11 protein-coding genes and 2 pseudogenes are annotated in these 13,131 nt (G+C 47.4%); 3 read left to right on the top strand and 10 right to left on the bottom strand.

Going from position 1 to position 13,131, the window contains the following annotated elements; translation table 11 throughout:
• The first annotated feature begins 71 nt into the window (after nt 1-71).
• Together ACQ4M5_RS19890 and ACQ4M5_RS19885 are read left to right on the top strand one after the other, a co-directional pair.
• On the top strand, nt 72-686 hold the full coding sequence (locus ACQ4M5_RS19890) for a hypothetical protein (RefSeq protein ID WP_430677411.1): 615 nt from the start codon (nt 72-74) through the stop codon (nt 684-686).
• 94 nt (nt 687-780) lie between these two features.
• The gene (locus ACQ4M5_RS19885) at nt 781-1,551 is read left to right on the top strand and encodes an Rpn family recombination-promoting nuclease/putative transposase (RefSeq protein ID WP_430677410.1); all 771 of its coding nucleotides are present in this window, start codon (nt 781-783) and stop codon (nt 1,549-1,551) included.
• Between the two features lie 389 nt (nt 1,552-1,940).
• Here the strand turns inward: ACQ4M5_RS19885 and ACQ4M5_RS19880 are convergent, their stop codons facing one another.
• The 5 genes from ACQ4M5_RS19880 to ACQ4M5_RS19860 all read right to left on the bottom strand — a co-directional run bounded on the left by ACQ4M5_RS19880 (nt 1,941) and on the right by ACQ4M5_RS19860 (nt 6,708).
• Entirely contained in the window at nt 1,941-3,005 is a 1,065-nt protein-coding gene (locus tag ACQ4M5_RS19880; protein ID WP_430677409.1) for a hypothetical protein, read from the bottom strand.
• A gap of 403 nt (nt 3,006-3,408) precedes the next feature.
• Nucleotides 3,409-4,680 (bottom strand): histidine--tRNA ligase, encoded by a 1,272-nt coding sequence (gene hisS, locus ACQ4M5_RS19875; protein WP_430677408.1) that lies wholly within the window; start codon nt 4,678-4,680, stop codon nt 3,409-3,411.
• Nucleotides 4,681-4,744: 64 nt separating this feature from the next.
• The gene (locus ACQ4M5_RS19870; RefSeq protein WP_430677407.1) at nt 4,745-5,035 is read right to left on the bottom strand and encodes a type II toxin-antitoxin system RelE/ParE family toxin; all 291 of its coding nucleotides are present in this window, start codon (nt 5,033-5,035) and stop codon (nt 4,745-4,747) included.
• The gene (locus ACQ4M5_RS19865; protein ID WP_430677406.1) at nt 5,014-5,337 is read right to left on the bottom strand and encodes a hypothetical protein; all 324 of its coding nucleotides are present in this window, start codon (nt 5,335-5,337) and stop codon (nt 5,014-5,016) included. Before ACQ4M5_RS19865 ends, ACQ4M5_RS19870 begins: the two co-directional genes overlap by 22 nt.
• A gap of 60 nt (nt 5,338-5,397) precedes the next feature.
• The gene (locus ACQ4M5_RS19860) at nt 5,398-6,708 is read right to left on the bottom strand and encodes a cytosine deaminase (RefSeq protein WP_430677405.1); all 1,311 of its coding nucleotides are present in this window, start codon (nt 6,706-6,708) and stop codon (nt 5,398-5,400) included.
• Between the two features lie 126 nt (nt 6,709-6,834).
• On the opposite strand from ACQ4M5_RS19860, the gene ACQ4M5_RS19855 reads away from it, so the two are divergent.
• Nucleotides 6,835-7,458, top strand: a complete 624-nt coding sequence (locus ACQ4M5_RS19855) for a precorrin-8X methylmutase (protein ID WP_430677403.1) — start codon at nt 6,835-6,837, stop codon at nt 7,456-7,458.
• A 44-nt stretch (nt 7,459-7,502) separates the two neighbouring features.
• On the opposite strand, the gene ACQ4M5_RS19850 is transcribed toward ACQ4M5_RS19855, so the two are convergent.
• The 5 genes and pseudogenes from ACQ4M5_RS19850 to ACQ4M5_RS19830 all read right to left on the bottom strand — a co-directional run.
• Nucleotides 7,503-8,483 (bottom strand): phosphate ABC transporter permease, encoded by a 981-nt coding sequence (locus ACQ4M5_RS19850; protein ID WP_430677402.1) that lies wholly within the window; start codon nt 8,481-8,483, stop codon nt 7,503-7,505.
• Between the two features lie 1,171 nt (nt 8,484-9,654).
• Nucleotides 9,655-10,839: a type V CRISPR-associated protein Cas12k gene (cas12k, locus tag ACQ4M5_RS19845; protein ID WP_430677401.1), complete on the bottom strand. Its 1,185-nt coding sequence runs from the start codon at nt 10,837-10,839 to the stop codon at nt 9,655-9,657.
• Nucleotides 10,840-10,865: 26 nt separating this feature from the next.
• Nucleotides 10,866-11,555 (bottom strand): annotated as a pseudogene (locus ACQ4M5_RS19840) (ISNCY family transposase); the annotation flags it as partial.
• A gap of 33 nt (nt 11,556-11,588) precedes the next feature.
• Nucleotides 11,589-12,415, bottom strand: a protein-coding gene (locus tag ACQ4M5_RS19835) for an IS5 family transposase (RefSeq protein ID WP_430674732.1) whose coding sequence is annotated in 2 segments (ribosomal slippage) — nt 11,589-12,028 and nt 12,028-12,415 — 828 coding nt in all. Because the reading frame shifts where the segments join, the coding sequence is not laid out codon by codon here.
• Between the two features lie 78 nt (nt 12,416-12,493).
• Nucleotides 12,494-13,069, bottom strand: a pseudogene (locus ACQ4M5_RS19830) (ISNCY-like element ISAtsp9 family transposase); the annotation flags it as partial.
• Nucleotides 13,070-13,131 lie beyond the last annotated feature (62 nt).

The following is a 13,131-nucleotide window of genomic DNA, read 5'->3' as shown; positions in this document are numbered from 1 at the left end:
TCGATGAAGGTGTGTCTTCTAGTGTTCAAAGTTAAATTGGCTCAAGATTGGCGTATGTCGCGAGGCAGGACATGACGTGGAAAAATTGGGGAGACCATCCTGTAGTCGTAGCAGTAAGTGTTCTTGCAGGTTTGGCAGGAATGATTGCGCTTGGATATACCATTCTTGCTCCTTCTAATACACAATCTAGTACACAGCAAGTTACTAAAAGTAATGCCACTCCAAATATAAATGCACCTAATAGCAATGTTCAAGTTGGTAATAATAACAGCATTACAAACAATACGACTAACAACAATACAACGATTAACCACACAAATTCTGGATTTCCTTCTCCTCCTCCTGATATAGCAGCACCAGCATTAACAGCACAAGAATTATTTTCGTCAGAGTTTGGAACTGCATCAGGTTGTTACCCAGAAGGCAATAGTCACATAATGACTCTGGTTGAAGCTGGGCAGGATGACCTATACAGTGGAAGCGAACCGCCTCATTTCTATTTAATTGATGAAAAGGGTGTTCAAGTAAAAATTTATCTTGATAAAGACATTGCTAACGTTACAGCTAGTTGGATACCAGTAATCATGGTTCCAGGTCGCCGTTTGAAGATCGAATATGCCCAATGTGGCAGCGCTGCAATAAAACAGTTCACTTACATTGAGGCATTGACCGCAATTGCTCGATAACTAATTCGACTAGAAGCAATATACGAGCGTTAATCAAACTTTAGATTCTCTCAAACCTAAATCGGCTCATAGGGCGTACAATCTTACTGTTTCTATGTACGACGATACCTGCCGATTCCTCGCTGAACATTTCTCCGCTGACTTCGCCAGTTGGCTCATGGGAACACCTGTCACCATGACAGAACTCCAACCCTCTGAACTCTCCCTTGATCCAATTCGGGCTGATGCCTTGATTTTCCTCGAATCAGACGAAGCCATCTTGCACATCGAGTTTCAGACGCTTCCGAAAGACAATATTCCATTTCGCGTGACAGATTATCGGTTGCGCGGATACCGAAGAGATTCGACCAAGCCGATGCACCAAGTAGTCATTTATCTGAAGCAGACCGCATCCCCTTTGGTTTATCAGACGAGCTTCACGATGGAACGCACTCGGCATGAGTTTGATGTGATTCGCTTGTGGGAGCAACCTGCTTCACTGTTCTTGCAATATCCTGGGCTGATTCCCTTTGCAGTTCTAGGGCAGAGTGCAGATGCCGAGGAGACATTGCGCCAAGCTGCCCAGAAAGTGGATCAGATTAGCGATTCTCAAACTCAGGCAAATTTGATGGCAGCGTCAGGGATTTTAGCTGGGTTAAAATTGGAAGACGAGATCATTTATCGGGTATTGCGGAGGGACATTATGCAAGAGTCTACGGTTTATCGATCAATCCTCGCGGAGGGCGAGGTCAAGAAACAGAGAGAGATTGCTACTAACTCTTTACGTGAAGGCTTACCGATCGCAATTGTCGCTCGTATCACAGGGCTGTCAATTGAAGAGTTACAGCAACTTCAACAGCAGATAGATAACCCGACACAAAATTGAGTGGGTCGATCCTACGGGAAGTTAGTCGTGAGGACACGCCATAACAACCCCAATGCAGCGGACGAGCAAAGTTTTCGCGCTTCGTTTCCAGCTTTCTCGTCGCCGCTGATTGGAACCGTTATGACGTTAGGGAACATTAACTAGCAGCCTTACTCTATGAACGGTGATAGACAACAGCAGAATTTGTGGGAACATGATTTCTGTTCAATTGGCTTGCTTTTATGCCAACAAATTATTCTGCATTGCAAATCCAGGTCCCGAAGAATTCTGAATGCGATCGCATTCATCCCGTTTGAGCAATGTTCGGGTTTGCGAAGTTTGATCTGTTTATTCATCCGCAAACCCGCTCTACACTAAACTCTCGTTGTCACCGGATTTTAGACATATGCCTAACACCCGTAACCCGCACCCGTAAACACAGGTTTAAGCTGATTGTTTTGCAGTTCATGAATGCTGAAAGTAATCGACTCATAACCATTGTTCTGAATCAGCACTTCTTGTTTACCGTCACCATTTGCATCAATTGTACCAAGCACCTGATAAGCTCTTGCAACTTCACCCGAAGGAACATAGTAAGGCACGACCTGAGTTGATAGCACTTTCGCTTGGGGTGCAGCGTACCCCAACCAAACATTGGCATAAATCGAGGTGACGATCGCTCGATCGACAGGAGGTTTCACTGGAGTTGCAGGAGCTTTCCGCAGTTTGCCATACACTTCATGTTTACCATCTCGATCGAGATCAAACACCTGTGCATCAATCAACTCGACCGATCCTTGAACGGCTTGCGCCTCTTTAATTTTCGCAATTTCACTTGTTCCAATCCGCAGGAGATCTTTGCGATATTGATCGAATTGAGGCGTAGTGACTTTGAGTGCAGGAGCAGCAGTTGGAGTCAGTTGGGTTGCGATTGTCGATCGCCAAGTTTCATCAAACTCGCGACCGTTCGAGACACCACGCAATTGCCTTTCACTTAAGGTTGGAAGCTGGTTAAATGCAGCTTGAACACTCGGTTGCCCGGTCAATTTGCCACGTCCAATCAAAACCGATGAACAAGCAAACTGACCGATTCCTAATCGATCGACGCTGAATTTACCGATTGAACCGCCTTGAGAATTGAGTGCATTAAAAGTCGGCTTGGTGTTCAAAACGCTTTTCGCTGCATTGCGTTTGACGATTTCAGCCTCGTTCGCGTTTTGTCGCATATCCAGCGTGACATCAACACTCGCATCGGTGTAACGTCCATTGTTGTAACGTGCGATCGGGAAAATTTCTCCTCGATATTGCTGCTTCAGATTGTCCCGTTTAACAATAAAAAGCCCAATCAGATTATTTTTAGCTGGTTTTGCTGCTGGAGTTTGTGCGACTGTATTTTGTGCAACTGTATTCAAAGCTGCACAACTACTGAGGATCAGAGCAGTGCCAATCCCGGCAAAGAATTTTAAGTTAGCCATGTTTGCGAAACTGTGGTGATGAATTTCAGGAATTTGGAATGGCGCTGTAATGTAAGTTTCTCAATCCGAATCGCAATACATTAATCAACGGCAGACGCAGGAGAAGGAATTTCAATTCTAAGTGAGGCGAATTGAAGATTGCATAGCTCTCTATTTCAGAGATACATCACTAGACTGGATAGTTCCGCAAACGGGTGAGGTGAGTTTGTCCGAAATTTTGTGTATGAGAGTTGATTGCTGCGATGGAGTCCGCCCGGAGCGTTTACTTCCTACTGAACGAAAGGAGACTGAAGCCCCCTAAGAGGCAGTTTCAGCCCTCTTTAGAGGGGTTTCTTCAATTAGCCCGGAGATTCATTTCCGGGCGAGATAGCGGGTAAACGAACAATCCACGAACGCAACGAGACTAACTTTCTGAAAGTTGTTGCCTGAGTCGATCGACATTCTCCAGCAGTTCAGATTGTGCGATCGCGCTTTGTTCCCCGCTCTTTAACCATTTAATCTGCACTGTTCCATTTTCAGCTTCCGCATCTCCCAGAACTAAGCAAGCTTTCGCACCAGAACGATCCGCCCGTTTGAATTGCTTTCCAAACGCACTCCCACTCATATCTAGCTCAGTTGCAAATCCATTCCGCCGCATTGCTTGAGCCAGCTTTAATGCTTGTGCTTCTGCTTTCTCTCCACGAGAAACAACATAGAAATCAATTGTGCTTTGTCGATTTTGCTCTAGTTGCTGCAACAAAATCACCAATCGTTCTAATCCCATTGCCCACCCGATCGCTGGTGTTTCCGCTCCGCCCAACTGCGAAACTAATCCGTCATACCGTCCACCCGCGCAAACGGTCGCCTGTGCGCCTAAGTTGTCCGACTGAATCTCAAAAACAGTATGCGTGTAATAGTCCAAGCCCCGAACTAATCGCGCATTGATATTGCAAGGAATTCCCAAATCTTGCAGTAAAGCTTGAACACGATCGAATCTCTCTTTCGATTCTGCACTCAAATACTCTAAAATACTTGGCGCATTTTCTAAGATTGTTTGCGTCTGTGCATCTTTAGAGTCCAAAATCCTCAGCGGATTCTTAGTTAGTCGCGTTTGAGAATCCGGATCAAGCTTATCTTTGAACGGAGTGAGATAGTCAATTAATGCAGTGCGATAGTTTTGTCGATCGTCTGCGTTCCCGATCGAGTTCAATTGCAAGGTAAGATCTTTCAATCCGATCGCTTGCAGAATATCGGTAGAGATCGCGATCGCTTCCACATCCGCTCTCACATCCCCACTTCCTAAAACCTCCACCCCTAATTGATGGAACTGTCGCTGCCGACCTGCTTGGGGACGCTCATACCGAAACATGGCTCCTGTGTACCACAACCTGGCAACTCCGCCCTGAGCCTGCATTCCGTGCTCGATATACGATCGCACCACTCCCGCCGTTCCTTCTGGTCTGAGCGTAATTGATCGATCGCCCCGATCTTTGAACGTATACATCTCTTTCCCAACGACATCGGTTGTTTCCCCAATGCCTCGTTCAAATAAATCGGTCTGCTCAAAAATCGGTGTCCGAATTTCCTGATAAGCGGCGCGTGATAATGTTTCACGAGCGATCGCTTCAATTCGTTGCCAGTTGCCGATCTCTTCCGGCAAAATATCTCGTGTTCCGCGAGTCGCTTGAATACCCATATCATCAATAATCCGATTAGCTTAACAAGTTTACCGACAAATTCGCACACGATGACAGGCTTCATTAATAGGGACTAAGTTCTCGCCCGTGCATCACTTGTAGAACTAGCACATCATCGTCACTCACGACATAGTAGAGACAATAGCCATATTTTCCAAATGGAACAGGCATTCTTCTAATCACGGAATTCTGACGCACTACTGGATATCGCTTTGGAAAGGTTGCAAGACTGTTCCCCGCAGTGATAATTACATCAGCAAACTCGCTAACCGCATCCGGTGAACTCTGCTGTAAAGCTTCAATATGCCTCTGAATGTCGCTTAGAGCTTGCTCTAGCCAAGTGACTTGGGACATGGCAATGGATCATCACTACTGAGGCTCTGAAGCCATTGCGCTACCTGATCGTGAGGAATGCCGCGCTGATTTTGAGAATGTTGTATCAGGCGGGCTTCGCATTCTTCTAAAATTTCGTCTTCGGTCAGATTCGGAAATCCAACCGTTGTATCGATATCTTTGTGACGATGTGCGGCTTCTGCAAGTTGTCGCAGATTGTTTAACGTCGCATCAGGCTGTTTCACCCATTCCCGCACGATCGCTTTTACCGATTCACCCGGAAGCGCTTCAATGTATTCAAGAATTTGCTGCTGCTCTGTCATTTGCTGCATCTCCTCCAAAAGTCGATGAGCCTAAGATTTGTTCCCATTCTATAACTTTCTCTATTTTTCGAGTAAATCATCTAGTTCGGCATAACTCGGCAAAGTTGTATCGATCGCTTTCCCGTCTCTCAGGACAATTCGATCGTGCTGCGATCTCGATAACAATTCCCGATAGTTCCGCGCCTTAAATAACACCAAATCCGCTGGCAATCCCACCCCAATTCGTCCCACATTCGGCAATCCCATTAAATCCGCAGGCGTGGACGTAACCGCATTCGCCCAATCCCCAAATGGATGATCTAACTGAGCAATTTTCACGGATTGGCTAAACACTTCTAACGCATCATGATCGCCATAGGCATGAAACGGATCGCGGCAATTATCCGACGCGATCGCAACTGGAACTTTCGCTTGTTTTAACTCGTGTAATAACGTCACACCGCGCCATCTCGGAGTTTTTCCGGGTCGTCTGCCCTGTAGATAAAGATTGCACATTGGCAGGCTAACAATCCCGATTCCTGCTTTTTTCACGAGTGCGATCGTATTTTCCGCCTCGCTTTCTTCCTGAACAGCCAAACTACAACAATGCCCGCAAACCGTTTTCCCACGATACTTTTGTCGAATCGCAGTTTCCGCAACTCGGCGTAATGTATCTGAGTTCGGATCATCATTTTCATCAGCATGAAAATCTAAATTTAGCTTGCGTTCTTTCGCCATTGAAAAAACGCGATCGATCTGCTGATCGATCTCTGGATTAATAAAGGTTACTCCGCCTAAAATTCCATCTGATTCTGCAACGAGATCCGCAAGTTTTTCTCCTTCAGGTGTTAAGAAATAATCCAATGAAACTAAACAAACTGCTTGCAAAATCATTCGATCTGCCCATTTTTCCCGCAGTTCCCGAAACACCTCAAAACTAATCGCGCCCTGTTTTCCTGCCGAATCCAAATGAGTCCGAATTGCTTTCGTTCCGTGAGCATAACTACATTTCAAACCAAATTCCATCCGACGATAGACATCTTCAGCAGTCCAATTTTTTTCAAAATCTTTCCGAACTGCCATCAATGCACTGTCGAATGTTCCATCAGGATTTGCAGCCCGTCCCCAAATATGACCTTTATCTAAATGCGTGTGCAAATCGACAAAACACGCCCAAACCATTCCACCCTGCAAATCGATCGACGGAAACGCATAATTCTGATACGTTCCCGCTGCCAAAATTGCCGAAATCGCCCCATCGACAATCTCTAAATCGACGTGCAGCAAATTATCATTGGGGGATTTTCGACTCGTCCATTTATTCCCATTCACTACGATCGAAGCAGGCACATGAGCATTTCTAATCCAGTAGTGACGCGCATCGAAAATCATAAGCTTTCAGCAATGGCAATCCTTTGATTTTGCCATGCAATTTCGCGAAATCCGAGTACACTGAAAAAGCTCCGAATTAATGTAAAAAAAGTAACATAAAATCATTCACCTTCACGGTTAACGCTTATGGAGTGGCATCCGACCGACGCACAAAGTTTGGCAATCATCGATCGAGAAGTAGGCGATCACACACTTTCCCCGGCTGAATACGAAATCGTTCGCCGCGCCATATACGCTACAGCAGACTTCGACTACAAATCTCTGATTCACTTCTCTGATCTCGCCCTACAATCCGGTGCAGCAGCCCTCGCGGCTCGAACCACAATCATTGTCGATGTCCCAATGGTTCAAGTTGGCATCAATACCAATATCCAAAACACCTTCGCCAATCCAATCTATTGCAGCATGGAGACGATTACCCGTCCCCAAAAAGAAAAAACTCGCGCAGCCTGGGGAATCGAAACCTTAGCAAAACGCTACCCCGAAGGAATCTTCGTCGTCGGTCAATCTCAAACCGCATTGATGACCCTTTCTGCCCTCATTCAAGCCGAAGAAATTAAGCCTACTTTAGTCGTAGCCACTCCCTCCGGATTTCTAGATGTCGAAACGGCTAAAGCGCAATTGAGTGATTCACTGGTTCCAAATATCCGTACCCAAGGCAGAAAAGGCAGTGCCGTTGTCGCAGCAGCGATCGTCAATGCACTGGTTGATCTTGCTTGGCAAGCTTACGGTGGAACGAACGTCAATTAAAAAATAGGTGTGAGGAAAAATTCTACATCCCTCACACCCCTTGCTTATCTGCGCGATCGACGCTTCGATTTTGGAATCCGCTTCCTCACAGGCGGTTCCTCAAACTGTTCCTCATAGCGCTCTGCCCGTCGAGGACGCTCTTCGTACTCATCCTCAACCTCGATCGCGACCAATTTCCGACTCACCGACTCAAATTCATCCCGCCGCAAATACGGATAATCGCTCACCCAAACCCCAACCCGACTCACAAATACATCGCTGACTTTCGCAATTCGGCTTAAATCCGGTCGATCGGACATCACCACCATTTCCGCCGTATCCCCGATCCGAATCGCTTGGTGTTCCCGTTTCAGTGGCACTTGAATCCGCGTGGCAAACCCCGATTCATCTCCGACCTCGACATTAATCCGCCGTTCGCGATTCTCCGTCACCACCAAATCGCCCCGATTATTCACGCTCTCCTGAGTACTGACGACTTCATCCGTAACGAACACGTCAAACACTTCACCCCGGAAAAATCCCGCATACTTATAGCGCCGACACTCGGCATTTTTGAGCGCTGCCTGAACTGCCGGACTCCACAACCAATACACCAACGCAAACAGCGAAATAAAGAATGTCACCGCCTGTAAAACGTCCTGGAGTTCCCCAGTTCCGAAGAACACCCGAATCAGCAGCACCACTGCCAACGCTGAAATCGAGATCAAAACTCGTCTAAGAACATCTGGAAACTTTCCCCAGCAATACTTATACTGAGCGCCAGTTCCCACAAACGGGATCAGATCTTCAAACTTTTTACGGCTAAGAGGAACGAGCATAAATCGATCGATAAACCAGAAGTCCTTCAATTTTATCCGCTCTCGACGAAGACCGCCTGGATTGAGCCGATTTTCAGTCAGTGTGCAGGGAGAAATCACGGAGAGCGATCGCGCATTCGACTTTTGGTTGACGTAAAAATAAGTACTTTTTGCGAGGGGATTCGGTCGGTGTGTAACTGAGAATAGATTCAAATCTGAGGAACGCACTCGGAAAAACTAAGCAACTAGGGGGCAACTAAGTTTGTTTAGCGTATCCGGTCAAGAGCGTCCTTACAGGTAGACTGCCTGACTCTGGGGGCTTTTAAGAGTCAGGCAATTTTTTATGTTTGTTGTTGGCAATTAACCATTTATTTGCAACTTTTTAACCATTTATTTGCTCAAAATCAAGCACCAAGAGGATTTTAGGCTTTGCTGCACTTTTTCAATCTAAATTAGAAACGACTTGCAACTTTTTAACCATTTATTTGCTCAAAACCTTGTGAACTAGGACGATCGAGTAGCCCGTCATCTTGGTAAATGCCAAACTCGTATTGCCCAGGGTCAGGCAGTCCTTTCAACCTATCTCAAAAATCATCATCTCAGTCTGTTCACAACCAGAATCGCGCCGGAAACTTGCGACCGTCTTCTTGACCTCTATCATGCCAATCTTTCAGCCTGTGCATGACCAAGATTTCCACGAAAACCCGTTAGCTCTGAAGCTGAAGTTCGAGACGCTACTTTCAGCCTGTGCATGACCAAAATTTCTACGGAAACGGGCGTGGGTAGTACGGACTGTTCTGGAATGTAAGCCTTTCAGCCTGTGCATGACCAAGATTTCCACAAAAACCTTGGCAGAAGCCTACGACATGCAGATTAGCAGCAATCTTTCAGCCTGTGCATGACCAAGATTTCCACAGAAACCCTAGCATGCTCAATCCCTGACATCACTTGCGATTCTGCTTGCGTTTTGCCAATCCTCGATCGATTCATTAAACTTCGGCTGAAATTGCCCAGAATCAAAGGTTTTCAATTGGTAGAATCAGAGAGATCGAACGTTACATTAGCAGTTCAATCACTTCGCCAAACCTCCCAGGAATTTTGCTCCCGCTTCGGTTTGTCAGATATGATGAGAGATAGGCTCAAGCCATGTGGCGCGTTTTGAGCCGCAAGCCAGTATACCCCCGTACCAAGGTAGCCGAAACTCCTTGGCAGGGTTCTTCCGACGTGAGATGGGAATCTAATTCATTCACAATTAAATGAACCTCGGTTGAACGGCAAGCGACGTACAGGGACGGAAAGCACGAAAACGACCCAGTTTTTGTCTACCATGAAAACACCAAGCTTGGCAAGCTGTATGCAGTTTTCTTGGTTCTGTTTAGAGATGTGTGCCTCTTTCAAATCAGGCGGTCTGCTCCTGGTTTTGATCGGTCAATCTTGCCATTGACGCTGCGATCGTTAGCATCGATTCAGCGACAGGCTGAGACACAAAGCGAATTGGAAGCTCGGATTTTGCCGATCGACGCTGGATCGCGGTTGCAAGCTGACCATAGTTCCAGCGATGGTAACTCGCTCGGATGTCCTTACAGTACTGATTCTGTGCTTCAACATGATGGGGATGAGCCGCTTCAGCCTCCACACGAATCATTGCTTCCACCCGTTCACGAATCCCATCTAAGTTAGGCAAAACGATCTTGCCAACCTGAAGTTCGATCGCTAACTCCACGATCGCGGATGCAATTACCCGTGCTGTGTACTCTCTGGCGTTTGCTTCTGAAGAACGCTCTTCGTATCGCTGTCGTTTTTGACGTTGAGATCGCTTTTCGACGATCGCTTGATGCTGCTTGTGCAGTTGAGTGACTTGTTGATAGGTGCTGCCTTGATTTGCAATATCGAGGAGAGTCTCGGTCGAACACTCCAGCACGACTGAATCGTTGCGACTATCAATGGTCGCGAGTGCGATCGGATCTTTGCGTCCGAAACTGATTCCCATCGTGAGATGGTCTTGCCTCTGATTGATCGGCTTGCGTGGGCGATTAGGAGGAGCTTGATGGAGGTATCGCAGCCTTGTTTTTGCCGCCGCGATTCTCGATTGCTGATCGTCGATCTGCTGCTTGAGCGTCTTTTCTTCTGTCTTTGATAGTGCTTTCTGCTCCTTCTTTTGAGTGGTCTTCCGAGGTGTTTTTGGCGATCGCGATTGAACGTCGCCCTCCGCTGGTTTTGAGTGCGCCTCGCTTTCTGCCACCTTCAGCAGTTCTCTTCGATTTTTCTTCAGGGTCTTCAACGTTTTGATGGTTGGTTCAAGCTTTCGTTGTAGAACGTCTTGAATGCCTTCGACAGTCATCACTTCATCGTCGATCGCGCAGTGCAACGACAAGCGATGAGTTAACCACGGTGGAATTGTCTCATCAGAGCCTTCACCGTTGGATTGCCGTTTGATTCGCTTTTGATGCTGGCGCTCTAGCGATTCATCTTTTTCCCAAACGAGCGTTGCTGATCGTAAGAGTAGACATGCAGCATCAAACTTCTGCTCTTTCAACGCTTCTCTTGTACAGTGGTCATCCACAATCTGTTTGAAGTCACCCAATTGCCAGCAATTCTCATTATGAAAAATCAACTGGAGTTGGGCGGGACTTCTAACTCCAGTCCTTCAATCATAAAGGTCAGCAAATGATCCCAATTCTCGAACAATAAGTAGCGAGTTAAGGCACGCAGATCGTCGAAGAACGTTTTGCGCGTGGGCAAATGTTGCCGTAACAAGCGGTACTTGTCATCGAGTAAGTCCAGCAGCGTATGAAACAGCAGCGACAAGAGATTGAAAGTCGCCAGCAGTGAGGCAAGATGCTGTTTGCCATGCCCAAAATTGTGTTCTAGGTTGTAGCCCTTGGTTTTAAGGGTGTTGTTATTTTCGTTTTCTACTTTCCAACGAGTGCGACCCGATTCAACGATTGCTTCGACTGTTTCGTCAGTGATGAGATGATCCGTGGCAAAGGCATTTTTGTAGAGTTGCTTGCCGTCAGCACGAGTGATCGTCAGTTCGCACCAGTTGACCAACAGCGCCTCATCGTCGTCGCGCAACGGCACTTGATTGAGATAGCGATAGGTATAAGTTTCCTCGGTTTTTCCAGTCCAGCGGTTGCGCTCGACCGTAGGCAAGGCAATGCCCTCCAAATGCTCATACAGGGTTTTGTGCGAGTCGGGACGGCAGACCAGAATGAAATGAAACGACTCGCGCAACAGATCCTGAGCGAACGGTTCGTGACAGTAGAGGTCATCGCCCAAGACCGTGATTCGATGCGAACGATACGTCTCGGCATATTAGACCTCCTGCACGAATCAAATTGGATGAGCAAGCTCATAGTTCAGCAAGCCTGCGATCAAGTTGAACCGTAGCCCAAATCGCCTGCGACGGTTACGGTAGCGCTCCGATAAGATGCGAAAAATCTTCAACTTGCGAAAGGTATGCTCCACCGTGATACGAACTTGCGCTAATTGTCGATTAAACTGACGTTCTTGCTTGGAGAGCGGACGCTTGCGCGATTTTTTGTAGGGCGTACAACTGTAAGCATGAAGTCTGGCGATGCCTTGATAGCCTCGGTCTGCCACCCAGAGTTGCTCAAGTTGGGTCGGCAACTGCGAGTCCTTGAACAAGCGGAAATCATGCTTGCGCCCTTTGCCAAATGCGGTGCAGACAATTTGACCGCTGAAATAGTCTACGACGACTTGCGCTTTTAGTGTGTGCCATTTTTGCTTACCACTGTAGTAAGGTCGCTGTTTTTTTTTGGACGTTCAATCGGACTTTCGCTGACATCAACTAACAGGAGGTTCCACCCTGCATCAGGCGAGTGCAGCGCCTTCTTGCCCGGAAGCCGAAATTCGCCCGACCGAATCAAACTGTTCTCAACTTTCCGCACAATGCGCCCCACGGTCGTTTCATGAATCCCCCAACTTTGTCCGATGTGGAACTGAGTCCGATACTCGCGCCAATATTCCATCGCAATCAAGAGTTGATCTTCGACTCCAAACTTGCCTTGTCCGCCTCGTTTGCCTTTTCGGATCAGCTTGGGTTTGAGAATTTCAACCATTTTCTCGAAGGTTTCACGCTTCACTCCGCACTTGCGTTTGAACGATTTTGGTGGCAGGTGTTGAATGCGATCGTACATTTGATCAGTCTCCTGAGTGGCATCTAGTCCTCTTTTCAGGAGTTCAAATCTGTGATCAGGATTCGTGCAGGAGGTCTATTGGGTCAACCAGCGTTTTGCCGCTGCGATCTCACAATCCTGCTTGTGGTGTCCATCTTGCGGCACGATGAACTCCGGCGCTAACGGCAGCACCGTCGAATGTCCTGGGCTAACGACGACGGGCGTGACCGCAGCGTGGAAGTACCGCACTGTCCCATCTTTCGCCGTTTGCGTCGAACACTGAGGACACGCAATCGTGTGGGAACTGAAGTACTCCACCCCATCCATTGCGACCAACAGGGTGTCCTGAACCGCCCGCAACTCGTTCAAGTGTTCGGTTTCGTCCAGCACCCGCAGAATTTCCTCAAACACTGGAAAAACGCATTGCGGTTCCACCCCATCCAGCAACTCCCGAATTTGGTTGTCGCACGGGATTTGATGTACCCCAAACAAGCTCTGGGCGTTGCTTTTTCCTTTTGTGTCTGCCATCGTCCGCTGATACGACAAGAACGACGGGCTTTGCGTAAAGAACACGCTGAACGCGCTTAATGCTGCGTCTTCCATGCTGTACCGCGTGTTCTTTCCCGTGCGCTTGTCCGGTAACGTTTGCAGCACGTCGCGAAAGAACCCAATGATGCCGTCAAACTTGCGGGTCGGGGTCAACGTTTTCGACTCACTGAAGGGGCTTTTGACTCTTT

The organism is Leptolyngbya sp. AN10, from assembly GCF_050565645.1.
GTDB lineage: Bacteria > Cyanobacteriota > Cyanobacteriia > Leptolyngbyales > Leptolyngbyaceae > Leptolyngbya.
Note: the sequence above shows the minus strand (reverse complement) of the source record. Positions and strands in the feature narration are given on the sequence as shown.

Excerpts from the sequence above, each read along its gene's own strand:
- ACQ4M5_RS19890 (WP_430677411.1), top strand. The coding sequence starts at position 72 with ATGACGTGGAAAAATTGGGGAGACCATCCTGTAGTCGTAGCAGTAAGT.
- ACQ4M5_RS19885 (WP_430677410.1), top strand. The coding sequence starts at position 781 with ATGTACGACGATACCTGCCGATTCCTCGCTGAACATTTCTCCGCTGAC.
- ACQ4M5_RS19880 (WP_430677409.1), bottom strand. The coding sequence starts at position 3,005 with ATGGCTAACTTAAAATTCTTTGCCGGGATTGGCACTGCTCTGATCCTC.
- hisS (WP_430677408.1), bottom strand. The coding sequence starts at position 4,680 with ATGGGTATTCAAGCGACTCGCGGAACACGAGATATTTTGCCGGAAGAG.
- ACQ4M5_RS19870 (WP_430677407.1), bottom strand. The coding sequence starts at position 5,035 with ATGTCCCAAGTCACTTGGCTAGAGCAAGCTCTAAGCGACATTCAGAGG.
- ACQ4M5_RS19865 (WP_430677406.1), bottom strand. The coding sequence starts at position 5,337 with ATGACAGAGCAGCAGCAAATTCTTGAATACATTGAAGCGCTTCCGGGT.
- ACQ4M5_RS19860 (WP_430677405.1), bottom strand. The coding sequence starts at position 6,708 with ATGATTTTCGATGCGCGTCACTACTGGATTAGAAATGCTCATGTGCCT.
- ACQ4M5_RS19855 (WP_430677403.1), top strand. The coding sequence starts at position 6,835 with ATGGAGTGGCATCCGACCGACGCACAAAGTTTGGCAATCATCGATCGA.